23 protein-coding genes are annotated in these 25,952 nt (G+C 44.3%); 14 read left to right on the top strand and 9 right to left on the bottom strand.

What is annotated here, in order from left to right; translation table 11 throughout:
- Nucleotides 1-4 precede the first annotated feature (4 nt).
- The 3 genes from ACNORC_RS06215 (at nt 5) to ACNORC_RS06205 (ending at nt 5,256) form a co-directional block, all read left to right on the top strand.
- Complete coding sequence (locus ACNORC_RS06215; protein ID WP_418334762.1) at nt 5-1,201, top strand: efflux RND transporter periplasmic adaptor subunit; 1,197 nt, start codon at nt 5-7, stop codon at nt 1,199-1,201.
- Nucleotides 1,201-4,329 carry an efflux RND transporter permease subunit gene (locus ACNORC_RS06210; RefSeq protein ID WP_418334761.1) on the top strand — a complete coding sequence of 1,043 codons (3,129 nt, stop codon included), beginning with the start codon at nt 1,201-1,203 and terminating at the stop codon, nt 4,327-4,329. The genes ACNORC_RS06215 and ACNORC_RS06210 overlap by 1 nt, the downstream gene beginning before the upstream one ends.
- Before the next feature lie 123 nt (nt 4,330-4,452).
- Nucleotides 4,453-5,256, top strand: coding sequence for a DUF1206 domain-containing protein (locus ACNORC_RS06205; RefSeq protein ID WP_418334760.1), 804 nt, complete (start codon nt 4,453-4,455; stop codon nt 5,254-5,256).
- 196 nt (nt 5,257-5,452) lie between these two features.
- Here the strand turns inward: ACNORC_RS06205 and ACNORC_RS06200 are convergent, their stop codons facing one another.
- The 3 genes from ACNORC_RS06200 to ACNORC_RS06190 form a co-directional block, all read right to left on the bottom strand.
- Nucleotides 5,453-6,145, bottom strand: a complete 693-nt coding sequence (locus ACNORC_RS06200; protein WP_418334759.1) for an aspartate/glutamate racemase family protein — start codon at nt 6,143-6,145, stop codon at nt 5,453-5,455.
- 112 nt (nt 6,146-6,257) lie between these two features.
- Nucleotides 6,258-7,469 carry a S8 family peptidase gene (locus tag ACNORC_RS06195; RefSeq protein WP_418334757.1) on the bottom strand — a complete coding sequence of 404 codons (1,212 nt, stop codon included), beginning with the start codon at nt 7,467-7,469 and terminating at the stop codon, nt 6,258-6,260.
- Nucleotides 7,470-7,730: 261 nt separating this feature from the next.
- A complete protein-coding gene (locus ACNORC_RS06190) occupies nt 7,731-8,042 on the bottom strand; it encodes a rhodanese-like domain-containing protein (protein ID WP_418334756.1) in 312 nt (103 codons plus the stop codon).
- Between the two features lie 298 nt (nt 8,043-8,340).
- On the opposite strand from ACNORC_RS06190, the gene ACNORC_RS06185 reads away from it, so the two are divergent.
- The 9 genes from ACNORC_RS06185 to ACNORC_RS06145 are packed head-to-tail and all read left to right on the top strand — an operon-like array spanning nt 8,341 to nt 15,215.
- Nucleotides 8,341-9,735, top strand: coding sequence for an anthranilate synthase component I family protein (locus tag ACNORC_RS06185; RefSeq protein ID WP_418334755.1), 1,395 nt, complete (start codon nt 8,341-8,343; stop codon nt 9,733-9,735).
- A gap of 2 nt (nt 9,736-9,737) precedes the next feature.
- A complete protein-coding gene (locus ACNORC_RS06180) occupies nt 9,738-10,364 on the top strand; it encodes an anthranilate synthase component II (protein ID WP_418334754.1) in 627 nt (208 codons plus the stop codon).
- A 3-nt stretch (nt 10,365-10,367) separates the two neighbouring features.
- The gene (gene trpD / locus ACNORC_RS06175) at nt 10,368-11,363 is read left to right on the top strand and encodes an anthranilate phosphoribosyltransferase (RefSeq protein WP_418334753.1); all 996 of its coding nucleotides are present in this window, start codon (nt 10,368-10,370) and stop codon (nt 11,361-11,363) included.
- Between the two features lie 10 nt (nt 11,364-11,373).
- Entirely contained in the window at nt 11,374-12,168 is a 795-nt protein-coding gene (gene trpC, locus ACNORC_RS06170; protein WP_418334752.1) for an indole-3-glycerol phosphate synthase TrpC, read from the top strand.
- Nucleotides 12,165-12,815 carry a phosphoribosylanthranilate isomerase gene (locus ACNORC_RS06165; RefSeq protein WP_418334751.1) on the top strand — a complete coding sequence of 217 codons (651 nt, stop codon included), beginning with the start codon at nt 12,165-12,167 and terminating at the stop codon, nt 12,813-12,815. Before trpC ends, ACNORC_RS06165 begins: the two co-directional genes overlap by 4 nt.
- Before the next feature lie 15 nt (nt 12,816-12,830).
- Nucleotides 12,831-14,012: a tryptophan synthase subunit beta gene (gene trpB / locus ACNORC_RS06160; RefSeq protein WP_418334750.1), complete on the top strand. Its 1,182-nt coding sequence runs from the start codon at nt 12,831-12,833 to the stop codon at nt 14,010-14,012.
- 55 nt (nt 14,013-14,067) lie between these two features.
- On the top strand, nt 14,068-14,841 hold the full coding sequence (gene trpA, locus ACNORC_RS06155) for a tryptophan synthase subunit alpha (protein WP_418334749.1): 774 nt from the start codon (nt 14,068-14,070) through the stop codon (nt 14,839-14,841).
- Nucleotides 14,842-14,895: 54 nt separating this feature from the next.
- Complete coding sequence (locus ACNORC_RS06150) at nt 14,896-15,081, top strand: hypothetical protein (RefSeq protein WP_418334748.1); 186 nt, start codon at nt 14,896-14,898, stop codon at nt 15,079-15,081.
- Nucleotides 15,081-15,215 (top strand): 30S ribosomal protein THX, encoded by a 135-nt coding sequence (locus tag ACNORC_RS06145; protein ID WP_418334747.1) that lies wholly within the window; start codon nt 15,081-15,083, stop codon nt 15,213-15,215. The genes ACNORC_RS06150 and ACNORC_RS06145 overlap by 1 nt, the downstream gene beginning before the upstream one ends.
- On the opposite strand, the gene ACNORC_RS06140 is transcribed toward ACNORC_RS06145, so the two are convergent.
- From ACNORC_RS06140 to ACNORC_RS06120, 5 genes are all read right to left on the bottom strand, one after another.
- Nucleotides 15,212-15,883, bottom strand: coding sequence for a uracil-DNA glycosylase family protein (locus ACNORC_RS06140; protein WP_418334746.1), 672 nt, complete (start codon nt 15,881-15,883; stop codon nt 15,212-15,214). The two genes, ACNORC_RS06145 and ACNORC_RS06140, sit on opposite strands and share 4 nt — an antisense overlap.
- Nucleotides 15,884-15,943: 60 nt before the next feature.
- On the bottom strand, nt 15,944-19,393 hold the full coding sequence (locus tag ACNORC_RS06135) for a pyruvate carboxylase (protein WP_418334745.1): 3,450 nt from the start codon (nt 19,391-19,393) through the stop codon (nt 15,944-15,946).
- Between the two features lie 128 nt (nt 19,394-19,521).
- On the bottom strand, nt 19,522-20,283 hold the full coding sequence (yaaA, locus tag ACNORC_RS06130; RefSeq protein ID WP_418334744.1) for a peroxide stress protein YaaA: 762 nt from the start codon (nt 20,281-20,283) through the stop codon (nt 19,522-19,524).
- A gap of 116 nt (nt 20,284-20,399) precedes the next feature.
- Nucleotides 20,400-21,461 carry an RluA family pseudouridine synthase gene (locus ACNORC_RS06125; RefSeq protein ID WP_418334743.1) on the bottom strand — a complete coding sequence of 354 codons (1,062 nt, stop codon included), beginning with the start codon at nt 21,459-21,461 and terminating at the stop codon, nt 20,400-20,402.
- Nucleotides 21,442-22,074: a PASTA domain-containing protein gene (locus tag ACNORC_RS06120; protein ID WP_418334742.1), complete on the bottom strand. Its 633-nt coding sequence runs from the start codon at nt 22,072-22,074 to the stop codon at nt 21,442-21,444. The genes ACNORC_RS06125 and ACNORC_RS06120 overlap by 20 nt, the downstream gene beginning before the upstream one ends.
- 102 nt (nt 22,075-22,176) lie before the next feature.
- Between ACNORC_RS06120 and ACNORC_RS06115 the strand changes: the two genes are divergently transcribed.
- Both ACNORC_RS06115 and coaD read left to right on the top strand, forming a co-directional pair.
- Nucleotides 22,177-23,154: a D-alanine--D-alanine ligase gene (locus ACNORC_RS06115; RefSeq protein ID WP_418334741.1), complete on the top strand. Its 978-nt coding sequence runs from the start codon at nt 22,177-22,179 to the stop codon at nt 23,152-23,154.
- Between the two features lie 39 nt (nt 23,155-23,193).
- On the top strand, nt 23,194-23,649 hold the full coding sequence (gene coaD, locus ACNORC_RS06110) for a pantetheine-phosphate adenylyltransferase (protein WP_418334740.1): 456 nt from the start codon (nt 23,194-23,196) through the stop codon (nt 23,647-23,649).
- Nucleotides 23,650-23,663: 14 nt separating this feature from the next.
- Here the strand turns inward: coaD and ACNORC_RS06105 are convergent, their stop codons facing one another.
- Entirely contained in the window at nt 23,664-25,946 is a 2,283-nt protein-coding gene (locus tag ACNORC_RS06105) for a TonB-dependent receptor (RefSeq protein ID WP_418334739.1), read from the bottom strand.
- Nucleotides 25,947-25,952 lie beyond the last annotated feature (6 nt).

Below are 25,952 nucleotides of genomic sequence, written 5' to 3'. Positions count from 1 at the left end.
CTATATGAGCACAAAGAAAATAATACTTATCTCGTTAGGAATCCTGCTACTGGCAGTCATCGTCACCAGCCTCATTTTTATGACAGAACCCACTGCAAAATCTGAAGGCGCAACCAAACAAATGGCTATGCTGGTGGAAGTGGTCACTGCGGAACGTGGCGATTATCAACCGGAATTTGTGGCTACCGGTACTGTGTCTCCTGTAGAGGATATTACCTTGAGCCCGTTGGTGGGTGGCGAAGTAGTTAGACGCTCCCCTGAATTCACTCCGGGTGGTTTTGTTAAAAAGGGAGCTGTCCTACTACAGATAGATCCTTCTGACTACCGCAATGTGCTGGAGCTTCGGAAAAGTGATCTGGAACAGGCCCGCACGAATTTGGAAGTAGAAATGGGCCGACAGGAGGTCGCGGAAAAAGACCTCGCACTGATTGGAGGAGATTCCCTTTCTGCCCAACAGAAATCATTGGTACTTAGAAAACCTCAACTCAATTCGGTGAGAGCGACCATCAATGCTGCACAGGCAGCAGTGGATCAGGCTCAGCTCGATCTGGCCAGAACTACTATAAGGGCGCCTTTTGATGCTCATATTCTAAGTCAGAATGTAACGGTGGGTTCGCAGGTGGCGCCGGGAGACAACCTCGGCCGCCTCGTGGGCAGCGACCATTATTGGGTCATCCTGAATATTCCGGTTTCTAAACTGCAATACCTGCAATTTACAGAGGCGGCCCGTGAAAAAGGTTCCGAAGTAAAAGTTCGGAATACAACCGCCTGGCCGGAAAACACCTTCAGAACAGGATCTTTAGATAAACAGGTAGGCGCTCTTGAAGATGAAACCCGGTTGGCCAAGGTACTGGTGAATGTTCCGGACCCGCTTGGCCAAGAAGCAGCGAATAAAGAAAAACCCGAATTGATGATAGGCTCTTTTGTCGAAGCCAGATTGTTGGGAAAAACGATCCCGGGAGTGATCAGATTGAGCCGTGACCATATCCGGAATAACGACCGGGTGTGGGTAATGCAGGATGGAGAATTAAAAATAAGAGAAGTAGAGATCCTTTTGAATGATGCTGAATTTGCATACATAACAGATGGCCTGGAAGACGGGGATAAAGTTGTGACCACCAATCTCAGCACCGTCGCAGATGGCCTCCCGCTTAGAACCACCAGGAAGAATGCTTCGGAACAGGAGAGCTCTCAGGAATAATGGCTGATAAAAAGAAAAATAAAAGGCGAAAAGAAGGGGTCATAGGATATATGGCAAGGAATTCCATTGCTGCCAATCTGCTCATGATAATCTTGATTGGTGGCGGTATCTGGACCATGTTTAAGATCCAGAAAGAGGTCTTCCCCCAGTTCCAGTTAGATTATGTAGATGTAAGTGTAGTTTACCCGGGGGCAGCTCCTGCTGAAGTGGAACAAGGGATCCTTTTACCGGTGGAGGAAGCGGTACGCGGAATTCAGGGGATAAAGGAGATCGTTTCCACTGCCTACGAAGGTTCCGGAAATATTTCCATTGAACTGGTAGGTGGAACCAACCGAATGAAGGTGTTCCAGGACATTGACCAGGCGGTGAACCGTATAAGGACCTTCCCTGATGATATTGAACAGCCAAGGGTGAGCCTGCGGTCCCGCCAGCGGGATGTGATGGAAGTCAGCCTTTATGGAAGTGTAGATATATGGACCCTGAGACAATTAGGAGAACGTCTAAGAAACCGGTTTTTAAGTGACCCACAGATCACGCAGGTAGAACTGGGAAATGTTCCCGATTACGTGACTCATATAGAAATCCCCAGGCACAACCTGAGAAAATACAATCTCACCTTAGGACAGGTCGCCCGGATAATAGCAAGTTCCAGTGAAGATGTCCCGGCAGGATCTGTAGAAACTGAATCTGGAGAGATCCTCCTGCGCATGAAGGAACGGAAGCAGTGGGCGGAAGAATTCAGCAATGTCACGATCATTTCCTCCACTTCCGGAGCAAAAGTGACATTAGGAGAGATCGCTACCATTACTGATGGTTTTGAGGAAACAGGATTCCATGGGCAGTTCAATCAGCAGCCGGCGGTGTCTTTGTCGATCTTCAGGGTGGGTGACCAGTCTCCTCTCGAAATCGAAGAGACTGTGCAGGAAATCCTGAATGATTTTCCCCTACCTCCCGGAGTACAATACCGCATAGACAGCAACCGCGCCGAAGATTACCGGGAACGATTGTCCTTGCTTACCGAAAATGGCATTTTGGCGATCATTATAGTACTGGTGATACTTACTTTATTTCTGGAGTACAGGCTGGCTTTTTGGGTAATGATGGGAATGGCCATTTCATTCATTGGAGGTATAATATTTTTGCCTTTTATAGGAGTCAGCATTAATATGATCTCCATGTTTGGATTCCTGGTGGTATTGGGGATCGTTGTAGATGACGCTATAGTGGTGGGAGAGAATATCCATGAATACCGGCAGCAGGGAATGGGCTATATTGATGCAGCGATAAAAGGGACCAAAGATGTCTCAAAGCCGGTGATTTTCAGTGTGGCTACTACCATCATCGCGTTTGTTCCTCTGCTTTTCATGCCAGGCGAAACCGGGAAATTCTGGTGGCCTTTACCCGTTGTGGTTATTGTAATCCTGGCCGTTTCTTTACTGGAAGCCCTGTTTATCCTACCCTCTCACCTTGGTCATATTTCAGAAAAAAAGAGAAAAGGATGGGCTCTAAAACTGGAAAACTGGCAGGAATCTTTTTCTAAAGGATTTAATCGCATCATTGATCGCTACTACCGTCCCTTACTCGATAAATGTCTTGAGTATCGCTATATCACTCTAAGTGCGGCTGTTGCCCTTCTCCTGATTGTTGGCGGTTACGGCTACAGTGATCACATGGGAATGATAATGATGCCCGAAGTGGCTGCAGATGAAATTGAAGCCGGGGTACGCCTTCCTGTGGGCACCACGCCGGACCAGGCAGCAAAGGTGGCAGAAGAGATCACAGAAAGTACCCGCAAAATGTTTGAAGAACACAATCTCTATGAGGTAGCTGAAGGGATCAAGACCAATGTGAGGGGACAGAACTTTATTGATGTGGAGATCGTGATGAAACCGCCCGATGAAAGAGATATGACAGCAAGGGAAGTAATTGCTCTTTGGCGGGACAATATTGGGGATCTCGAAGGAGTTGACCAGATAACCTTTGAAGCAGAACGTGGACCCGGTGGATACCAGCAGGCAATAAGCGTAGACCTTAGCCATTCGGATATTGAGACCCTGGAAAAAGCAAGCACCGCTTTTTTTGAACGTATGGAAGCTTTTGAGAATACCCGTGATGTCAGTGATAATTACAATAAAGGAAAGCTTCAGTATGATTTTAAGCTTCTTCCGGAAGGTAGAAACCTGGGCATTACTTCTTCTGAAGTTGGCCAACAGGTAAGGGATGCTTTTTATGGTGCACTTGCCATGCGGCAACTCCGCGGAACGAATGAGATTGAAGTACGTGTAAAACTTCCACTGGAAGAACGAAAGAACATTGAGAACCTTGAAGAATTCATTATTCGCACAGAAGAGGGCATAGAAGTCCCACTTTTGGATGCCGTAAGAGTGGAACAGCGAGAAGCCTTCACCAATATTAACCGCAGGGACGGCCGTAGAGTGGTCAATGTTGGGATGGATGTAGAACCCGCTAACGCTGTGACGCGGGTTCTTGATAAGATCCAGACTGAAGTACTTCCGCAGCTGCGGGCAGATTTCCCGGGCATCACCTGGAGTTTTGAAGGAAGCCAGGCAGACATGAGGGAATCGACTGCCTCACTGTGGAGTGGATTCTCTATGGCCATGCTGATCATCTATGCGTTGCTCGCCATCGCCTTTGGCAGTTATACTCAGCCCCTTATTGTGATGACCGCTATTCCCTTCGGAATTGTGGGAGCAGTTATTGGTCATATTTTGCTTGGTTATGATCTTTCGCTGGTAAGCCTGATGGGAGTGATCGCGCTCTCGGGCGTTGTGGTAAATGACTCTCTCATCATGATAGACTATGCTAATAAAAAAAGAAAGGAGCTATCCAGATATGATGCCATACACGAAGCCGGGCTACGGCGTTTCAGGCCCATCATGCTTACTACTCTTACCACTTTTGGAGGCCTTACCCCAATTATTATGGAAACATCCAGCCAGGCTTATTATCTCATTCCTATGGCAATTTCTCTTGGTTTCGGGATCATTTTTGCGACTTCGATCATTCTCATTATTGTACCTTGTTTATACCTGATATTAGAAGACTTACACCTACTGGTTGAAAAAGGAGAAACCGTACAAAAATCACCCAAGGAGAGCTCAATTTGATGCACTTTTCAAACTTTAGCAAATTCATTGAATAACGCCATGGAATCCTTAAATTATTTATAATTCATTGGTTGTCTTGGCCTTTTCCTTTAAATTTAATAGCTAACCCACAAAAACCAACCAATGGATAGTAAGATCAAAAAAATGGCCCGAACAGGGTTCGTAGCTAAAGGAACTGTCTACGCAATAACAGGTATTCTGACGTTCATGGCCGCTTTCAATATGGGAGGGCAAAAAACAGGAAGGCTACAGGTTCTTGAATTTCTCGACAAACAGACCTTCGGAAATGTTCTTCTCGTGCTAATGGGACTTGGCCTGGCATGTTATTCTATCTGGAGATTTATCCAGTCGGTCAAAGATCCTGAAAATATTGGTGATGACATGAAGGGCAAGGCAAAGAGAGTAGCTTTTTTCATTAGTGGAATTATCTATCTTGGACTGGCAGTTCTTGCCATACTACGGGTTATCAATGCCGGCGGCGGAAGCGGTACCGGAAGTTCTACCGGTTCAGCTCAACAATCATCCTGGCTCGCCAGTGAAACTGGATTGATCATCATAGGGATTGCCGGCGCAGGAATTGCAATTGCGGGGATCTTTCAGTTCGTAAAGGCATACAAAAATGACTACACCAAAAAATTCGCCCTCTACTCACTGAGTGACGAAAAGAAACGGAAAAGCATAAAGAACACAGCAGAATTCGGGCTTAGCGCCCGGGGTGTCATATTTTTGATCATTGGATATTTCGCATTAAAAGCTTCTTTTAGTTCAGATCCTTCGGAGATCAAAACTACTTCAGAAGCATTTTCCTTTATTCAGGACTCCTCCTACGGAAGCTGGTTAATGGGAGTGGTGGCTGCAGGATTGGTGGCCTATGCCATTTACATGTTCCTCATGGCGAAATACCGGAATTTCGAAGGAACCACCTAATTCTGGATTAAGATAGCCGACAAAAATTAGGGGAAATTCCCCATAGTTTGTGAAGTATTCCTTGTGTATATTTACATGTACCTATTAATAGAAACACGTGTCTTTAATTTAAGAGGTATTTGTAAATTTTATTGAGAACGAGAGAAGAGAGATTGGGGGATCTCTCTTCTTTCATTTTAGGCTAATCTGTCAAAATTTAGACTTCAACAGTCTGTAAAATAAAATTGGTTGCCAGTTGTGCGTGAAGATGAGTTGTGTTCATTAAAGGCAGATCAAAATCTTCTTGTCCCAGCAACATAGGCAATTCAGTACAACCCAGAATAATTCCTTCTGCTCCTTTCTCTTTTAAGAGTTGCATCTGGTCAATAAAAAAAGAACGTGCAGTTTCTGTAAATTTTCCCTGGGTGAGTTCTTTTGAAATAAAATTGTGAATATCATCCCAATTTTCTTCTTCAGGAACTATTGTATTAATACCGAATTGAGATCTTAGTCGTTTTTCCAGAAAATCCCCTTGCATAGTCGGTTTTGTTCCCAGAAGTCCGAGGGTTTGAAGATCCTTTTCTCTCGCCTCTTTTCCAATGGCATCTGCAATATGCAGAATCGGAATAGAGATCTTGGGTTGCACGAAATCATAGACCATGTGCGGAGTATTGGCACAGATGACCAGTGCCTGAGCTCCGGCAATTTCAAGTTTTCGGGCAATATGGAGGTAAGCGTGTAATATCTTTTCGCGGTTCTGTTCCCGCATCAGCTGGATGTTTAAGCTGTAGAGGATCAATGGAGGATTGGATTCGGGCCCTATCTTCCTTCCTACCATCTCGTTGATAAGACGGTAATATACTATGGTGGAATGCCAGGAGGTACCACCTATTAGACCAATTGTTCTCATTACACTATACTTTGCTTAAAGATATTAAAGTGAAAGTGGGAAAAGGGTGACAATGGTCACTTTAAATGAAAAAAGCACCCGGTGGGGTGCTTTTTTTTTTGAGTTTTTGATCTTAATGAGTAATAAAAGGATCAACATTTCCATCAGGATCACCTGAAATGGTCTGAGCAGAAGTTTTTGGAGCTCCTAATAATAATACTCCGGCCGCATGAGGTGAAGCCATAGAAGTTCCACTGATGGTGTTATAGCCACCATCTTTCCAGGTAGATTTAATTGCTACTCCCGGTGCTGCATAGTCAACAGGAGGATTTCCATAATTGGAAAAAGAGGCAAATCTGTACTGGCTATCAACTGCAGAAATGGTATAGATATTCGCGTGGTTAGCACGTGCAGGAGAGTGATTGTTGGCATCGTCTGTCTCGTTACCGGCAGCAAGAGCAAATTTAACTCCCGTTGCGGCAGCAGCCTTAACTGCATCATCCAAAGCCACTGAAACTGGCCCGCCAAGGCTCATGTTGGCAACATCGCCAGCCTTTCCGTGGGCAGCTACGTGGTTCACACCATCGATTACTCCTGAATAAGAACCGCTTCCACGACTGTCAAGAACTTTTACAGGAACCACTTTAGCTCCCGGGGCTACCCCAATTACGCCAAAATCATTATCCAAAGCGGCAATAGTACCGGCAACATGGGTTCCATGACCGTTTCCATCGTCAAAGCCAGCATCTTTTCCTTTAGTAAAAGCAGAAAAAGCAAGTTCAGGACTCGTTTCGACATTCAAGTCAGGATGATCAAGATCAATTCCGGAGTCGATCACCCATACTACTCCGTTTCCGGTATAGGAGGCTCCTCCACCATTCACATTGGTGATGCCATAAGGTGTTTCCTGGCCAGTACTGCCGGTATCACCACCACCTGCCCAGGACGGTTTGCCAAGACTAATGATCCTGTCTGGCTCTACATAGGCTACTTCATTGCTGTTTCTTAGGAGAGCAGCCTGATCTTTGGACATTTTAACCACTGCTCCAGAAAGGGCTGCACTATATACCTTTAGCACTTCTGCTCCCTGAAGGCCATTTTGAGCAAATACATCCACGGTCTTTTGTTGTACAGCTTGTTTGTTCATTCGATGGTCTCCACTGGTTTTTCCGGGCGCTTTGAAGACCACAATGTATTGGTCGGGAATAATGTCAGAAGAGGCTTGTGCAACTTCAGGAGTGGTAGAGATTGTGTCGTTTACTCCGGAATCGTCCTTTGAACAGGATACCGCAGTGGCCATTGCAACACTCAAGGCCAGAACTGAGTAGTTCTTTAAAAATTTCATAGGTAAAAGTTTAGGTTAATGTTAAAAGATTTTCCGAAACTAGGGTTTCTTAACTTAAACCCAAACTTTTTAACAGCAGGAGCAGCAAATATGAATGTTAATTAACATTTCTTCTTACACTGATTTTTCCACACAAAATACCTTCAAAACAATAAATAAATCTCACAAAAAACCTATTTTTAGTACGATTCCGCGAAAATAAAAAAAGGCCACACTCCTACAGAAATGTCGCCTTTGTCCTACAAATAAAATGTTAATGAATTATTCCGCCTTTTCCCCTTCCCATTGAGAAAATCCTCCCAGAAGGTTATAGGTCTCGTGAAAACCTTTTTGATCCATCACCTTACAGGCCTGTGCACTACGGGCTCCTGATCGGCAATAGACGTAATAATTCTTTGATTTATCCAGCTTGTCAAGCTCTTCAAGAAATTCGTGTGCTTTATAAATATCAATATTCTTTGCATTTGGAATGTATCCTTCCTCTACCTCCTGTTGTGTCCTCACATCCAGGATCACCGCATTATCATCTGAGGCGATCTTTTCTCTCCACTCTTCCTGATTTATTTCTTTCATGCTATTACTTTTTTCAGTTTTACTTCGGCAAATATAATAAACCTCTATCCTACCGTCTGAATTCTATCCGGGGAATCCTTTTAAAAATACCTTTTTTGGATCTGTCCTAACAAAAAATTTGTTTCCTGAAAATTCCCGCTTATATTTGCTTTTCAATTATGATGCTATTTACAAAAAATAACTGGTGGTGGAGTAACTTACGTCAATCGTCGTGAGCGAAACCTGCTGTATAAAAAATACAAAGGCTTGTCATCACGACAAGCCTTTTTTTATTTCATGATTTTGAAAAACTAATTTTATGTATAACCTGCATACCACCTACAAAAAACTACTGGCAGATACCTTTACTCCTGTAAGTATCTACCTCAAGATAAGGGACAGGTTTCCCAACAGCCTGTTGCTCGAAAGTAGTGACTACCATGGGAGCGAGAACAGTTTCTCCTACATCTGCTGCAATCCTATAGCTTCGGTCAAAGTAGAAAATGAATTGCTCACCGAAACCTATCCTGACGGCACTAAAAAAGAAATTCCTGTCACCGCAGAAGTGAATATTCCGGAAGCTATCCACCAATTCGCTCAGCAATTCAGCACCAGCAGCGGTGGCTTCAACTTCATCAACGAAGGTCTTTTCGGCTATATCGCGTATGACGGTGTAAAACATTTTGAAAACATTCATATCAGCAGAAAAAAGGACGGGTTGGACATTCCGGAGATCTACTATGCCGTGTATCAGAATATCATCGCCATTAATCATTTCAACAATGAGGCTTACATTTTTGATCACAGCTTTGGATCGCCTTCAAATCTTGAACAGATAGAACAGTTGCTGAAAGTGAAGAATTTCGCTTCCTTTCATTTCACTGCGGAAGGCCCTCCGGTTTCCAATGAGACAGATGATGGTTATAAAGAAAAGGTTCGGCTTGCAAAACAGCATTGCCAGAGGGGAGATGTTTTCCAACTGGTCCTTTCCCGAAGGTTCTCCCAAAAATTCACCGGAGATGAATTCAATGTTTACCGTGCCCTGCGGAATGTCAATCCTTCGCCCTACCTGTTCTATTTCGATTACGGAGATTTTAAGATCTTCGGAAGTTCTCCCGAAGCCCAGCTGGTGGTAAAAGATGAGAAGGCTGAAATACATCCTATTGCCGGAACCTTTAAACGTACCGGGAATGATGAACAGGATGCTGAAAGTGCACGTCTTTTGGCGGCCGATAAAAAAGAAAATGCAGAACATGTGATGTTGGTAGATCTTGCCAGGAATGACCTCAGCAGGCATGGTAGCTCTGTCAAAGTAGAAACCTACAAGGAGATCCAGTTCTTTTCACATGTCATTCACCTGGTAAGTAAGGTAACCGGAAAAAAACATCCGGGCACCTCAACCATGCAAATGGTCGCCGATACTTTCCCTGCCGGAACTCTGAGCGGTGCACCAAAGTACAAGGCCATGGAATTAATTGAAAAGTATGAGAACGTCAACCGGGATTTTTACGGTGGCGCAATCGGATTTATGGATTTTAAAGGAAACTTTAACCACGCCATCGTCATCAGGTCTTTCCTCAGCAAGAATCATCAGCTGCACTACCAGGCCGGTGCCGGAATTGTTTCAGAATCAAAAGAAGAAAACGAACTACAGGAAGTATACAATAAGCTGGGCGCGCTTACCCGCGCTTTGAACCTCGCTGAAAATATCTGATCATGACAACTAGAGAAAATAAAAAGACCCGGGTTTTGGTCATTGACAATTACGATTCTTTTGTCTATAACCTGGTGCATTACCTTGAAGAAATGGACTGCGAAGTGACCGTCCGCAGGAACAACGAACTGGATCTGGAAGAAGTGGAACAATACGATAAGATCTTACTGTCTCCCGGCCCCGGAATTCCCGATGAAGCAGGACTGCTTAAAAAGATCATTTCTACCTACGCTTCCAAAAAGAGCATTTTAGGAGTTTGTCTCGGGCAGCAGGCCATTGGGGAAGTGTTTGGAGGCAGGATCATCAACCTGAAAGATGTTTTTCACGGAGTTTCCTCAAAAATTAAGGTCTGTGTGACAGATGAACCTTTATTCCATTCCCTGGATCCTGAAATGGAGGTGGGAAGGTACCATTCGTGGGTGGTAGAAAATCAACTTCCGGAGTGCCTCGAGGCTACCTCCTTTGATGAGAACGGACAGATCATGAGCCTTCGTCATAAAACATTTGACGTTCGCGGGGTGCAATTCCATCCGGAATCAGTGCTCACTCCACATGGTAAGAAGATCCTTGAGAACTGGGTCAAAAATGACATTTTTGAAAAGGATGAAAACTCAAACCCTGAAGCTTAGAACATGAAAGAATTACTAAACAGACTGATCAACCACGAGACCATTTCCAAAGAGGAAGCCAGGGCGGTATTGGTGAATATCTCAAGCGGGGCTTATAACGAAAGTCAGATAGCCGCCTTTCTCACAGTTTATATGATGCGTAGCATTACCCTGGAAGAGCTGGAAGGATTTCGGGATGCGTTATTGGAACTGTGCCTTCCGGTCGATCTGGGAGATTATGATCCCATTGACCTCTGCGGAACGGGAGGTGACGGAAAGGATACTTTTAATATTTCAACATTAGCTTCGTTCGTGACAGCAGGTGCAGGCGTTCCCGTGGCCAAGCACGGAAATTACGGGGTTTCTTCGGGCTGCGGAAGTTCAAATGTCATGGAACACCTGGGCATCAGGTTCAGTAAGGAAGAAGATTTTCTAAAAAGAAGTATGGACGAAGCCGGGATCTGCTTTTTACACGCGGCGCTGTTTCACCCAGCCATGAAGAATGTGGCCCCCATCAGAAAATCCCTTTCGGTAAAGACATTTTTCAATATGTTGGGACCTATGGTGAACCCGGCTTTTCCGAAAAACCAGGTAGTGGGAGTATTTAATTTGGAACTGGCCAGGATGTATGGCTATCTCTATCAAAAAACTGATAAGAATTTTACCATTTTACACGCTCTGGATGGGTATGATGAGATCTCGCTCACCGGAAACACTAAAACCATCTCGAATTCTTCCGAAGGAATGTTGAAACCACAGGATTTCGGACTTCAACCTATTGAGGCCTCTGCAATTTCAGGAGGCGATTCCGTGGCTTCTGCCGCCGCCATCTTTGTAAATATCCTGGAGGGAAAAGGCACCGAAGCCCAGAACAATGTAGTTTGTGCCAATGCAGGAATGGCCATTAAAACGGCTCAGAACACCAGCCTTGAAAAAGCATTTAGTTTGGCAAAAGAAGCCTTACTTTCAGGAAAAGCTCTCACAGCTTTCAAAAACCTGCAACGCCTTAGCCAGGCCTAAAAATGACATTATGAATATTCTTGAAAAAATAGCAGCAGATAAACGGGTGGAAGTAGCCACTCAAAAAGAAGAAGTTCCGGTGGAAGTTTTACAGCTTTTGCCACACTTCAAAAGAAAATGTATCTCTTTGAGCGAAAACCTGCGAAAATCCCCTGCCGGAATTATAGCAGAATTCAAGCGACGTTCCCCTTCCCATCCCGACCTCAATCCGGAAGCCGAAGTGGAGGAGATCGTAAAGGCCTATGAGAAATTTGGAGCGGCCGGTATTTCTGTACTAACCGATGAAGCCTACTTTGGTGGAGGCATGGAAGATCTTTCCCTGGCCCGGGAGAGTGTTAAGCTCCCATTGCTTCGGAAGGATTTCGTGATCGATGAATACCAGATCTACGAAGCCAAAGCCATGGGTGCAGATGTTATCCTGCTTATAGCGGCCCTTTTGAACGAAAAACAGATCGAAAAATTTTCCAAACTGGCGAAAGAGCTGGGACTGGAAGTTTTACTGGAAGTGCACAACCGGGAAGAGTTGGACAATTCACTAATGCCCGAAATAGATATGGTGGGTGTGAACAACCGTAATCTCAAGACCTTTGAAGTAGATCTTAACACCAGCAAAGAGCTGGCAGCAGCCATCCCTGAAGAGTATGTGAAGGTTTCTGAAAGCGGTATCAGCGATACGGCTGCGATCCTGGAGCTTCAAAAAAGTGGTTTTCAAGGCTTCCTTATCGGTGGAAATTTCATGAAGACAGAAGATCCGGGAGCAAGTTTTGCGGCCTTCATGCAGCAATTAAACAAAGAGAACCAATGAATTCCCTCAAGCTGAAAGTCTGCGGAATGAGAGATCCCGGTAACATCCGGGAGGTGGCGGAATTAAAACCCGATTACCTGGGACTTATCTTTTTTGAAAAATCTCCCCGGCATGTCAATGAAGTTATTCCTGAAACTAATGCTTCCATTAAAAAGACCGGCGTTTTTGTAGATGCTTCCGCGGATTATATTCTGAAAAGGCAACAGGAGTATAAGCTTTCAGCAATTCAACTGCATGGCAATGAAAGTCCGCAGTTTTGCAGGGAGCTGAAGAATTCACTTCCCAAAAATGTGGAATTGATCAAGGTTTTTTCAGTAGGTGAAGATTTCGATTTCTCGGAACTTGAGCCTTACGAAGGAGTCGTGGATTTCTTCCTTTTTGACACCAAAGGAAAGAACAAAGGTGGAAATGGGATCAGCTTTGACTGGGAGATCCTCAAAAAATATCCATCTACAGTTCCGTTCTTTTTGAGCGGCGGCATTGGTCCTGAAGGGGTCTCAGAAATTAAAGAACTTCATCAGTTTTTTGAGCAGCAGAACAAACAAGGGATCTTCTATGGGGTAGACGTCAACAGCAGATTTGAAACCGAACCGGCACTTAAGGATGCAAAAAAATTAAAGATTTTCAGAGAAAGCCTGCTTTCCTGAATTAAAGAACATAATATGAGTTATCAAGTAAACGAAAAAGGTTATTACGGAGATTTTGGCGGGGCCTTCATTCCCGAAATGCTGTACCCTAATGTAGAAGAACTGCGGTCTCGCTATCTGCAGATCATGAAGGAAGATTCTTTTCAAAAGGAATTTAAACAGCTGCTGAAGGATTATGTGGGCCGACCAACGCCACTTTATTTTGCCGAACGTTTCAGTAAAAAATATAACACCAGGATCTACTTAAAACGGGAAGACCTCTGTCATACCGGGGCTCACAAGGTGAATAACACCATCGGGCAGATCCTGATGGCGAAAAGACTGGGCAAAACCCGGATCATCGCCGAAACCGGTGCCGGTCAGCACGGAGTGGCCACGGCTACAGTTTGTGCCCTTATGGGACTGGAGTGCATTGTATATATGGGTGAAATTGATATTGAGCGACAGGCTCCAAACGTGGCCAGAATGAAAATGCTCGGTGCCAAGGTGGTTCCTGCAAAATCGGGAAGCCGCACTTTGAAGGATGCTACCAATGAAGCGATCAGGGACTGGATCAATAATCCGGTGGACACCCATTATATCATAGGATCTGTGGTTGGACCCCATCCCTACCCCGATATGGTGGCCCGCTTTCAAAGTGTGATTTCTGAAGAGGTAAAAATGCAGCTGAAGGAAAAAGAAGGACGCGAAGCTCCGGATTTTGTAGTGGCATGTGTGGGCGGCGGCAGTAATGCAGCCGGGATCTATTATCATTATCTTGACAATGAAGATGTGGGGATCATCGCGGTGGAAGCCGCCGGGGAAGGCGTGAACACAGGAAAGAGTGCGGCTACTTCTGCCCTTGGAAAAGAAGGCATCATCCACGGAAGCAAGACCTTATTGATGCAAACCGATGACGGACAGATCACCGAACCGTATTCAATTTCTGCCGGACTGGATTATCCCGGAGTGGGTCCCATGCATGCGAATCTATTCCGCACCGGACGGGGAGAATTTATTTCGATCACTGACAAAGAAGCTATGGCAGCCGGGCTGGTGCTTTCAAAACTGGAAGGTATCATTCCTGCTATAGAAACAGCACACGCTTTAGCCATTTTTGAGACCCGTAAATTTAAGCCTGAAGATGTCATGGTTATCAACCTTTCAGGACGTGGGGATAAGGATCTGAATACGTACATCGATTATTTCAACTTGTAAAACGGACCTACAAGGTCTTGAAGACCTTGCAGGTCTAAATAAACAAAACAATAGAATGAACAGAATCAATCAAAGAATACAACAGCAGACCCAAAAAGGGGAAAAATTACTGTCGATCTATTTTACGGCAGGATTTCCGGAACCTGAAGATACGGGCACAATTATAAAGAAGCTGGAAAAAAGTGGTGTGGATATGCTGGAGATCGGACTTCCGTTTAGCGATCCTTTAGCCGACGGACCGACCATCCAGGAGAGTTCGCAGGTAGCATTGAAAAATGGAATGACCACCACCAGGTTATTTGAGCAGCTTAAAGATATCAGGAATTCGGTATCCATTCCCTTATTGATCATGGGTTATTTCAATCCTATCCTTCAGTACGGAGTGGAAAAATTTTGCAAAAAATGTAAGGAAGCAGGCATTGATGGGTTGATAATTCCTGACCTTCCGCTGGAAGAATATAAGACCCACTACAAAACCATTTTTGACAGGTATGGATTGTTACCTGTGTTTCTTATCACGCCTCAAACTTCCGAAGAGCGAATCAGGGCTATTGATGATGCTTCCGAAGGATTTATTTATATGGTGAGCAGCGCAAGTGTGACTGGATCTACTGAAGGGTTTGGAGAACAGCAAAAAGAATATTTTGAAAGGGTGTCAAAAATGGAATTAAAAACCCCTCTTATTGTGGGATTTGGGATCAATAATGACAAAACTTTCCGGCAGGCAACCCAAACCACGAGCGGCGCCATTATTGGCAGCGCATTTATTAAACACCTGGAAAAGAACGGAACGGAAAAAATTGAAGATTTTGTGAGTTCCATCCGGTGATCAATCCCCTTATTAACAAGTCTTTAATACCTAAAAAGTTCACTTTTTTGTATCTTGAATCGAACCAAAAAACCGAATGTTATGGGAATTATTGAAGATAATAAGAAGAAAAAAGAAAGATCACGAAAAAGACGTAGCGACAATGATCCTCTAAGCGGAGAAATTGGAAACCGCGACATTGAAACTAACGACTTTGATATTGACGATAAAACCATTAGAGATCAAAAAAATAAGAAATAATGGGAAAAGGCGATAAAAAGACCAAACGGGGAAAAATTGCCATTAACAGCTATGGCAAATTGCGACCAAAAAGAAAGAAATTCAAAGTAAGTCCGCAAAAGATCAAAAATCCCCAGGAAAAAGAACCCGTTTAGTTCTCTAAGAACTGACGGTACTGCAAGACCCTGAAATCAATTGTATTGAAGTCAGGGTTTTGTTTTTTTAAGTCTTTGTACAGTTGCATGCTGCCAATAGCCCGATTGGCCGACCCTGATGGGGCGGTGAGGGAAACGGTGTTTATCGATCTCCCGTCCAGTAGAAACTGGTGTATCCTTGGAACTGTATTGGAAATAACTTTTAGCTTCATATCGTACTCCTGCAAAAGGCGACGGAAGAAAAATTCGGGGCCGTTCTTACTGTTCCCGCCGGTAAATAATAAGGTATCGATTTTTTCATGTTTCCGAAGGATCTTAATGAGATCCCTTAATTCCACTTCCAGCATTCCAAGATCTGAAGCATCTACTTTCTCTCTTCTGCAACTTTCCACCGTATCACAGATCCCAATCCCCTTACTGGCGAGGAATTTCTTCCGTTCTTCAACAGCTTCAGGAGTATTTTCAAATTTCAGGTCCAGATCGAATACCCGGTCTATCACCTGCCATAGGAGTCCGTCGCGGCTTCCGTAGCAAAAATCCACGTCGTCTTCTTTAAGATCACGGGTCGTGAAACGCGGAGGCGGTAAAGTACCCACTATGAGTTTGGTAGCATTTTCAGGAACAAAAGGAGGATAAGGATGGATATGATGAAACAGTTCTTCAGACAAAAGACAAAAAGTTTTAGAAATTACACGTGCATCTAACAGACTTCAGAATTCATGCCGAAATTACTTCATGACCACCACCAGATCATCAGCAAAGACCATAGTGCCTTCTTTTAGCACCACTTTTTCCACTTCCCCGGCAGTATTCGCGGTAATGGTAGTTTCCATTTTCATGGCTTCGATCACAAACAGCGGCTGATTTTTCTCAACGCTGTCACCAGCCTTCACCTGGATATTGGACAATGCACCCTGTAGAGGTGCGCCCACCTGTTTCTTGTCATTCTTGTCGACCTTTTGGTGTACTACTTTTTCCACTTTCACAGATCTATCCTGCACTTCTACCGCGCGGGTCTGCCCGTTCACCTTGAAAAAGACCTTGGCTATTCCGTCTTCATTCGCTTCGCTTTCAGAAATGAACTCGATGAGCAGCGTCTTTCCTTTATCAAGTTCTACAATGATCTCTTCTCCCGGTTCCATTCCGTAGAAAAAGTTCTTAGTGGGTATATTGATCACATTGCCGTACTGAACCTGATGGTTATAGAAATCAGTAAATACTTTGGGATACAACTTGTAAGAAAGAAAATCGGTTATCTGAAGTTCCCTACCCAGTCCTTCCCCGAACATTTTTTCAAACTCGGAATATTCCTTTTCAAAATCGATGGGTTCAAGATGGGCATTCGGTCTTTCGGTATAGGGCTTTTCATCCTTCAACACGATCTTCTGGATCTTTTGAGGAAAACCTCCATAAGGTTGTCCCAGGTCTCCCCTGAAATAGCTCACCACTGACTGCGGAAAGGAGATCTCCTCCCCTTTTTCGAGTACATCTTCAATGGTAAGATTGTTACTTACAAGATACTGCGCCATGTCCCCGACCACTTTCGAACTCGGCGTAACTTTAATGATATCCCCAAATAGTTCATTTACTTTTCCATACATCTCGGTGATCTCATGAAAACGATCTGCAAGTCCTAAGGATTCGGCCTGTGGTTTAAGGTTTGAATACTGTCCTCCCGGAATCTCATGCTTGTAGACTTCTCCCGTTCCGGCTTTTAATCCGGATTCAAATGGAAAATAATAGCGTCGTACTGCTTCCCAGTAATTGGAATATTCATTGAGTTTGTTGGTGTCTATTGGTCTGCCCCGATCGTGGAATCTCAGCATTTCTACAATGGAATTGAAGTTGGGCTGCGAAGTAAGTCCGGAAAGGCCACCCAGTGCGACATCGATAACATCCACTCCTGCCTCTACAGCTTTCAAATACGTTGCCGCCTGAATCGAAGAGGTGTCATGGGTATGCAGGTGCAACGGAATATTGATCCGCGATTTAAGATTGGCGACCAGCTCGTAAGCGGCATCGGGCTTCAGGATCCCCGCCATATCTTTAATTGCCAGGATATGTGCCCCGGCATTTTCTATATCCTTACCAAGCTGAATATAGTACTCGAGATTGTATTTGGTTTCTTTTGGATCCATTATATCACCGGTATAGCAGATAGTTCCCTCTGCCAGACCATCGGTACGGTTACGCACATATTCAATACACGGAGCAATAGATTTCATCCAGTTGAGACTGTCAAAGATCCGGAAGACATCGATCCCGTTCTCCCATGCCTGCTCGACGAATTTTTCAATGAGGTTATCGGGATAGGCGGTATACCCTACTCCGTTAGAGCCACGGAGCAGCATTTGCAGCAGAACATTGGGCATGGCCTTCCGCAGCAGTCTTAACCGTTCCCATGGATCTTCCTTCAGGAATCTGAGACATACATCAAAAGTGGCTCCTCCCCATACCTCCAGGCTGAAAACTTCCGGATGATTACGGGCAAAACCTTCTGCCACTTTCAGCAGGTCTGTTGTACGCATGCGTGTAGCAAGCAAACTCTGGTGAGCATCGCGCATGGTAGTATCGGTATAATGAACCTTGCCTTCGTGCAGTAACCAACGGGAAAATTTCTCCGGCCCGTATTCCGTTAACAGATCTTTTGTACCCTGCGGATATCCATTGCTTTCAAAAGAAGGCACAACCGGTTTGATAAAATTTTTCGGTTTTTCCACATTTTTGACATCCTCATTTCCATTGATGATCACATCCCCCAGGAACTTTACCATTTTAGTTGCCCGGTTGCGGGCCTTCTTGATCTCAAAAAGTTCAGGATGATCTTTAATGAAGTTTACCGTAACATCCCCTTGTCGGAAGGTTTGGCTGGAAAGGATATTGTCCAGGAATCCGATGTTTGTCATTACTCCGCGGATCCGGAATTCTGCCAGCGCTCTTCGCATTTTTCGGCAGGCCCCGTCAAGGGTACGGCTGCTGGCTGAAACTTTTACCAGCATCGAATCAAAGAATGGTGAAACTTTTACCCCCTGATAAATACTCCCTGCATCGAGTCTTATCCCAAATCCGGAAGCACTTCGGTAGGTTGTAATAGTTCCGTAGTCCGGTTTAAAGTCATTGGTAGGATCTTCAGTAGTGATTCGACATTGCAGGGCATAACCGTTGGTAGTGATCTTGTCCTGACTTGCGATCTTGATCTGTTTGTCAGACAACTTATATCCGCCGGCAATAAAGAGCTGCGCTTTTACAAGGTCAATGTTCGTGATGATCTCGGTCACGGTGTGCTCCACCTGAATCCGCGGGTTTACCTCTATAAAAAAGATCTCTCCACTCCTGTCTACCAGGAATTCTACGGTTCCGATGTTATTATATTCTACAGCCTTACAAAGATCGATCGCATACTTATAAAGTTTCTCTTTGACACCTTCTTCCAGTCCCATAGAAGGGGCAAATTCTATCACTTTTTGATACCGTCGTTGTACCGAACAGTCACGTTCAAAAAGGTGTACAATATTGCCGTGATTATCAGCTACGATCTGAATTTCAATATGCTTGGGGTCTTCCACGAATTTCTCCAGGAAGACGGTGTCGTCACCAAAAGCATTCAATGCCTCACGCTTGGATTCTCTGAACCCACTCTTTAGTTCTTCGTCATTCCTTATCACCCGCATACCGCGGCCGCCACCTCCCGAAGCTGCCTTCAGCATCACCGGATATCCTATCTTTTCAGCTTCTTCAAGGGCTATTTCTACTGAAGAAAGTTCTTTTTCATTGCTCTGTATGACCGGGATATTATTTTTGACCGCCACCTCCTTAGCCCGCACTTTATCTCCCAGCGATTTTAGCACGGAGACTTTTGGGCCGATAAAAATGATCCCGTTCTCCTCGCATTTCTGAGCGAATTCAGCATTTTCAGAAAGAAATCCATAGCCCGGATGAATTGCATCCACGCCATTCTGTTTGGCCACTTTAACGATGGCCTCAATATCCAGGTAAGGTTTTAGCGGTTCGTTGTCGGCACCTATCTGGTAAGATTCGTCGGCTTTGTAACGGTGCAGTGAATACCGGTCTTCAAATGTATAGATCCCCACAGTGCGTAATCCTATCTCTGTGCAAGCTCTGAAGATCCTGATGGCTATTTCTCCCCTGTTTGCTACTAAAACCTTTTTAATGTCCATTCTGAAAAATGCTTTTTTGTTGATTAGTTTGCCCTTTGCTGTACAGGCGCATTGGCACAGAAATTAAAAAGAAAAAAGCGGTGAAACACCGCTTTTTTAAATACTTTAACAATAAAACCCGTTGCTGCTTACCTCGTAAAAACCAGCTCATTTTTTTTCTTGCTTTCTTCCTCGCTGTACCGGTATCCATCATAGTCAAAAGCTTTCAGGTCTTCAATGGTTTTTGCTTCGGTATCTGCAATAAAACGCACCATAGAACCCCGCGCTTTTTTTGCAAAGAAACTAATGATCTTGAGCTTTCCGTTCTTGTAGTCTTTGAAGACCGGCGTTATCACAGGAACTTTAAGTTTTGCGGTGTTCACTGCCTTAAAATATTCCTGACTGGCGAGGTTCACAAACAGTTCGTCCTCTTTCAGTTCTTTATTCAAATAGCCAGTGATCTTCTCCTGCCAAAGTTCATACAGATCATTTTTTCTACCAACAGAAAGGGAAGTTCCCATCTCGAGTCTATACGGCTGAATGAGGTCCAGGGGCCGAAGGATTCCGTAGAATCCGGAAAGGATACGCAAAGAATCCTGCAAAAAATCAAGTTTTTCAGTAGGGATGGTATAGGCTTCAAGTCCGGTATAAACATCTCCTGCAAACGCATAAACTGCCGGTCGCGAATTCTTTTTTGTGTGCTCTTCTTCAAATTCGTGATAGCGAGTATGGTTTAGATCTGCCAGTTTATCGCTGATGTCCATTAATTCCATCAGATCCTTTTTGGAAATTCTTGCGAGCTTTCGGTTCACTTTAGCCGTAGTTTCCAAAAAAGAAGGTTGAGTGCCACGGGTAGTGGGAAGAGCTGTTTCGTAGTCGAGAGTCTTGGCGGGGGATATAACTATTTTCATATTCTTACTGGGAGACTTTGATCATTCTTATTTTACAGCACTAAAATACCAATTCCTCCCCTTCCCTGAAACAGCAGGGACTTTTTCCTTTTGATAAGGCTATTGAAAAAGCTTATTTAATCAATGAATTCCTTCTGATTCTTAGCATAATTCCGCCATTTTTCGATACACTCCTGCATATCTTCCGGAACCGGAGAATCAAAGCTCATCCACTCGCCCGTTACCGGATGTTTGAATCCGAGGGTTTTGGCGTGTAAAGCCTGTCGCGGCAATACCTTAAAGCAGTTCTCCACGAATTGTTTGTACTTAGTAAAAGTGGTGCCTTTCAGGATCTTATCCCCTCCATAACGCTCATCATTAAAGAGGGTATGGCCAATGTGCTTCATATGCACCCTGATCTGGTGTGTACGACCGGTTTCCAGTTTACAGGAAACCAAAGTGACATATCCCAATCTTTCAATCACCTTGAAATGAGTTACGGCCGGTTTCCCTTTATCTTCATCTTCTCCCAGGTAAACAGTATTCTGAAGTCTATTTTTTGGATGTCTACCAATATTCCCTTCAATGGTACCTTCGTCTTCTTCAACATTTCCCCAAACTATGGCGACGTATTCGCGCTCACTGCTCTTATCAAAGAACTGTTTGGAAAGTTTTGTCATGGCCTGTTCGGTCTTTGCGATGACTAAAAGTCCGCTGGTATCTTTATCGATCCTATGCACCAATCCGGGGCGTTCACTGCTGTTCTGCGGAAGGTTATCAAAATGATACACCAGGGCGTTAATAAGCGTACCGCTGTAGTTGCCGTGACCGGGATGTACTACCATTCCGGCAGGTTTATTTACCACCAGGACAGCATCGTCTTCATGTACTATGTTCAACGGAATATTCTCGGGAGTCAACAGGAATTCGTAGGGAGGATGCTCAAACATAACCTGCACCACATCTCCGGGCTTTACCTTGTAGTTGGACTTTACCGATACTTCATTGACGTGGATGTTCCCTTCCTTGGCTGCCGTTTGTATCTTGTTTCGGGTAGCCTTTTCAATGTAGTTCATGAGAAACTTATCCACCCGCAGTGGTTGCTGGCCTTTATCGGCTACAAAGCGGTGATGCTCATACAGCTCATCATCATTCTCGTCTATCTCAGGATTGTTGTTCTCAGAAATCATATTCTTCATTCTCCAGGTCGTCTAAAATATTGTCTTCATCTGTATTCTCCTCTTCTTCCATTCCATATCTTCCGGAGCCGTCTCCCAGTACAAGATCAATTTTAGAGGTCTTCATCAATTTATCTCCCGGTTCCACTTTCTGGCCATTGTGCCGTAATTCCAGCACCGCGTCTTTGGCAACATCGGGTTTATAGGTTATAGATCCTATTTCAAATCCGAGAGATCGTAAAGTGGGCTCTACCTGTCTTCTGGTCCTACGGATAAGGTTCTGCGGAATCTCAACTTTTCGGTATCCCGAAGGGTTCAGCGTCAGGTAGATCTTTCGGTTTTCCTTTACGAATTTCCCGGGAACGGGCACCTGGTCGATCACCGAGTATGGTGGATATTCAGGATTGTAATTGGCCGAATCAAGGATCTCCCTTCTAAGGTCCAGCTCTTCAAGCGTCTCATCTACCTTGTCTAAAGAAAGTCTTGCCAGGTTGGGCACTACGATCCGTTGGTCCTGGTTGGTAGAAAAATCCAGCCACTGTAAGATGATAAAAACAATAAGAACAAGGGCCAAAGCCGCCAAAACCAACTGTAACAGAAAGGTTTTGCTAAAGATAAATTTGAGGAAACTCATATTAGAATTTAAAAAAACAAAGATATAAAAACAGGTGGTTTTACAGACATTCATTTAATAGTCCTACTTTTGTTAACGTAAATAAACGGCGCTTATTTAATTATGAAGAAAAATGTTGCCATAGCCATGGGTGGCTTTTCAAGTGAATACCGCATCTCTATCAACAGCGGGAATGTAGTTTACAAAAACCTCGACCGCGAGAAATACAATCCTTATCGCGTCCATATCCTGCAAAAGGAGTGGTTTGTTATTGCAGATGACGATACTCCCTACCCTATTAACCGCAGCAACTTTACCGTCACTATTGATAATCAACTCATAACTTTTGACTGCGTTTTCAATACTATCCACGGAACACCGGGAGAAAATGGCCTTTTACAGGCATATCTCGAACTTCTGAATATTCCTCAAACCTCCTGCGATTTTTATCAATCGGCCCTCACCTTTAACAAGCGCGACCTCATCAGTGTTTTGAAGCCCTACGGAATTAAAACTGCTGTGAATTACTTTGCCGATCAGGGACTGGATGTAGATCCCGATGAAGTGATCAAAAAAGTGGGATTACCGTGTTTTGTGAAGGCTAATAAGGCCGGAAGCAGCTTTGGTGTTTCCAAAGTGAAGACAAAAGAGGAGCTCATTCCCGCGCTGAAGTTTGCGTATAAAGAAGATGATGAAGTGATCATCGAATCATTTTTGGATGGAACAGAAGTTTCTGTAGGTGTGATCATGCACAATGGCGAAATAACTGCTTTACCCGTAACTGAAATTGTTTCTGAAAATGAGTTTTTTGACTACGAAGCGAAATACCTCGGAAAGTCCCAGGAGATCACTCCGGCCCGTATTTCAGAAGAACAGACTAAAAAAGTACAGGAGATCGCAAAGCTCATTTACCGGAAACTGAAGATGAAAGGTTTTTCCCGTTCAGAATTTATCTTTCACAACGATGAACCGCATTTTATTGAGATCAATACCAATCCGGGGTTGAGCGAGGCGAGTATCCTTCCACAACAGGCACAGGCGGCCGGAATTTCCCTGCCCGAGCTCTTCGGAAGCGCTATAGAAGCAGCAACCAGTAAATAGATTATCAGAAAATCCTTACATTAGATTCAAAACCAGGTTATGAGAAAAGCTGTTTTTCCCGGCTCTTTTGATCCCATCACATTGGGACATGTGGATATCATCAACCGCGGACTGCCACTTTTTGACGAGATCATTCTCGCCATTGGTGTCAATGCCGACAAAAAGTACATGTTCTCTCTGGAAGAACGTGTGCGTTTCCTGGAAAAGACTTTTGATCACGAGCCAAAGATCAGCGTGATGACCTATGAAGGAATGACAGTTGACTTTTGTAAAAAGCAGGATGCCGGCTTTATTCTACGCGGCCTTCGTAATACCACAGATTTTGAATTCGAAAAATTCATCGGGCAGACCAATTTTAAGATGACCGGCGTGGAAACCGTGTTTTTGATCACTTCCTCCGGAAAAAGCCATATTTCCTCAACTGTGGTTAGGGATGTGATACGTAACGGAGGTGACTACACCTTTATGGTTCCCGATGTGGTCCGAAAAAAGTAAAATTCAATTCTTATTTAGAATTCATAGCCCAGGCTGATGCCGGTATAGAAATTCCGGGGTTTCCCCGGATAAAAATAACGTGGTGCCGATCCTCCAAATCCAACAGCATTCGGAACTATAGAAGCGGCATAATGCTCATCGAACAGGTTATTTACTCCGGCCAATAAAGTTGTTTCCCAATTCTGAAAAATTCGCGGTGACCAGGACAGTTTAAGGTCTACAAGACTGTAGCTGTCAGTGCTTCCGGAATTTTCGTCATTTAACTGCATCTCTCCTTCCTGCTGAAAAGTGGCAAAAAAACGAAGATTTTGGTAAAAAACCAGATCCACTCCCGCCTGGAAACTGTTCGCGGGAACGGCCGGAAGTTTATTTCCGGAGAAATCTGTTCCCTCCTCGACAAATTCATCAAAGGTAAAATCATTGAATGCGCCATTTATAAAGGCGCTTCCGGAGAAATTGGGAGAGATCGAATAATTATAATTTAAAAGGAATTCGAGTCCGTTGTGATCAGTTTTTCCTGCATTCCGGCCGATATACCGGTCTTCAGCCACGCGTTCTGCCACCAAAAGATTTTCGACCTGAATAGAAAAGACTGCTATTTCAGTATGAAGACGGTTCTTCAGAAAATTTCCTTTAAAACCGATTTCATAATTCATTCCCGTTTCGGGTTTGATCCCAGTATTGATCAAACCTTCGGGAGTTAGAGTTTCTGCGACTGTAGGCGTCGAAAATCCGTGACTAATGGAGGCATAGATATTCTTCCCTTTAGAAATAGTATAAACGGCACCCGCCCTGGGAGAGAGAATACTTTTATACCTGTAGTCTCCGGACTGGTCCACCTCATCCTGTGCGTAAAGATCCTCTAAACTGTAAAAAGTCGAATTGAAATTGAGTCCGGCCTCCAGCTTTAATTTTGAGAAAACAGCAATATTGAATTGCGCAAAAAGGTTATAATAATTCCGGTCCTGGGAAGTATTGCTCAAAATCTTTCCAGCCACACTGCCCTGGTCAGGATATTCCTCGTAAAGGTTTTCAAATGTAGACGTGTCATACCATTCTCTGAATAATTCAGCTCCAAAGCTCAGTTCAGAATCCTTTCCAAAAATGTCATTTTTGAGGTTGAATTTTGTGCGGGCTCCGATGGCCACCTGCTCCTCTTTGAGAATATCGAAAGGGCGCGGCTCATACCCATTCCGGAAATTGAAAAAGATACTGCTGGTATTACTGAAGTTGCTCGAAAAGCTATGGTGGTTGGAAATTCCGAAAAGTCCTTTGTCATAGGATTCAAATCCTTTCGCAGCGGCCCAGGTGAAAGCCGCGGCAGCAGGATCATTTTCAAAGGTCTCCCGGTTAAGTGAACTGGGAATAAATGCTTTCAGCCGGATCAAATTAGCCAGCACCGAAAGTGTGTTATTTTCTGACGAGCTGCGGCTCCCGTAAATATTTATTGAATTTCGATTGTACTGCCCATTCTTTCTGAAGCCATCGGTCTCCAGGTGGTTGAAAGTGGCAACTATAGAATTATTTTCGTCGTGATGAGAAGCCTGAACATTGTTTTTGAAAAGTCCGAAATCTCCCGCTGTTGCTTCAGCTCTCACCTTGTTTCCCCATGCTCCTTCTGAAGGATAAAGGTTGATCACTCCTCCCAGCCCTGCTCCATAAATGCTCGACACAGGACCTTTGATGATCTCTGCCCGATCAAGGATTTCAGGAGGCAGATCATCTAGGGTGGTCTCTCCTTCCCCCGAGCTGAGTGGAATTTCCATAAAATAGGCTTTGACGCGATTGCTGCTGTACTGCGACCGGGAGCCCACGCCGCGAATGCTGAGCTTGTTGGTGTTCAATGCCCCTTGCAGCACCGATACTCCCGCGACCCTGTCAACTGCATCCATGACCGAGGCGCCTTCATTGCGCTGCAGATCTTTGGCCCGCAAAAGACTAACGGAAGCCGGGGTATTCAACACATCCTGCGGAATAATGGTACTTCTAAGCACCACTTCTGAAAGGGCTTCAAAAATGGGTTCTAAAGGGATTGTTATTTTTTCGTTCTTGATCTTGAAATTCTTAGGTTCAAATCCCGGTGCTGAAGCAGTCGCCTGCACCGGAAACCCTTCCACAGAAAGCATTACAATGCCTTCTTCAGAAGCCGAAAATTCAGCTTTGCTTTCAGCAATCCTGACTACCGCATCCGGAACAGGTTCGCCGGTAAGGGAATTAATGATCTTTACCCGCACGTTCTGTGCAGAAAGGCTTCCGAAGAAAAATAACAGGATCAAAAAGGGGGAAAAGTGCTTCAATTTTTC

Source organism: Salinimicrobium soli, from assembly GCF_048323655.1.
Taxonomy (GTDB): Bacteria; Bacteroidota; Bacteroidia; order Flavobacteriales; family Flavobacteriaceae; genus Salinimicrobium; species Salinimicrobium soli.
Note: the sequence above shows the minus strand (reverse complement) of the source record. Positions and strands in the feature narration are given on the sequence as shown.

Coding starts and splice junctions, on each gene's coding strand:
- ACNORC_RS06190 (WP_418334756.1), bottom strand. CDS start 8,042: ATGAAAGAAATAAATCAGGAAGAGTGGAGAGAAAAGATCGCCTCAGAT.
- ACNORC_RS06180 (WP_418334754.1), top strand. CDS start 9,738: ATGACAACTAGAGAAAATAAAAAGACCCGGGTTTTGGTCATTGACAAT.
- ACNORC_RS06115 (WP_418334741.1), top strand. CDS start 22,177: ATGAAGAAAAATGTTGCCATAGCCATGGGTGGCTTTTCAAGTGAATAC.
- trpD (WP_418334753.1), top strand. CDS start 10,368: ATGAAAGAATTACTAAACAGACTGATCAACCACGAGACCATTTCCAAA.
- coaD (WP_418334740.1), top strand. CDS start 23,194: ATGAGAAAAGCTGTTTTTCCCGGCTCTTTTGATCCCATCACATTGGGA.
- ACNORC_RS06185 (WP_418334755.1), top strand. CDS start 8,341: ATGTATAACCTGCATACCACCTACAAAAAACTACTGGCAGATACCTTT.
- ACNORC_RS06200 (WP_418334759.1), bottom strand. CDS start 6,145: ATGAGAACAATTGGTCTAATAGGTGGTACCTCCTGGCATTCCACCATA.
- ACNORC_RS06135 (WP_418334745.1), bottom strand. CDS start 19,393: ATGGACATTAAAAAGGTTTTAGTAGCAAACAGGGGAGAAATAGCCATC.
- ACNORC_RS06125 (WP_418334743.1), bottom strand. CDS start 21,461: ATGAAGAATATGATTTCTGAGAACAACAATCCTGAGATAGACGAGAAT.
- ACNORC_RS06165 (WP_418334751.1), top strand. CDS start 12,165: ATGAATTCCCTCAAGCTGAAAGTCTGCGGAATGAGAGATCCCGGTAAC.
- yaaA (WP_418334744.1), bottom strand. CDS start 20,283: ATGAAAATAGTTATATCCCCCGCCAAGACTCTCGACTACGAAACAGCT.
- trpC (WP_418334752.1), top strand. CDS start 11,374: ATGAATATTCTTGAAAAAATAGCAGCAGATAAACGGGTGGAAGTAGCC.
- trpB (WP_418334750.1), top strand. CDS start 12,831: ATGAGTTATCAAGTAAACGAAAAAGGTTATTACGGAGATTTTGGCGGG.
- ACNORC_RS06205 (WP_418334760.1), top strand. CDS start 4,453: ATGGATAGTAAGATCAAAAAAATGGCCCGAACAGGGTTCGTAGCTAAA.
- ACNORC_RS06215 (WP_418334762.1), top strand. CDS start 5: ATGAGCACAAAGAAAATAATACTTATCTCGTTAGGAATCCTGCTACTG.
- trpA (WP_418334749.1), top strand. CDS start 14,068: ATGAACAGAATCAATCAAAGAATACAACAGCAGACCCAAAAAGGGGAA.
- ACNORC_RS06120 (WP_418334742.1), bottom strand. CDS start 22,074: ATGAGTTTCCTCAAATTTATCTTTAGCAAAACCTTTCTGTTACAGTTG.
- ACNORC_RS06210 (WP_418334761.1), top strand. CDS start 1,201: ATGGCTGATAAAAAGAAAAATAAAAGGCGAAAAGAAGGGGTCATAGGA.
- ACNORC_RS06145 (WP_418334747.1), top strand. CDS start 15,081: ATGGGAAAAGGCGATAAAAAGACCAAACGGGGAAAAATTGCCATTAAC.
- ACNORC_RS06195 (WP_418334757.1), bottom strand. CDS start 7,469: ATGAAATTTTTAAAGAACTACTCAGTTCTGGCCTTGAGTGTTGCAATG.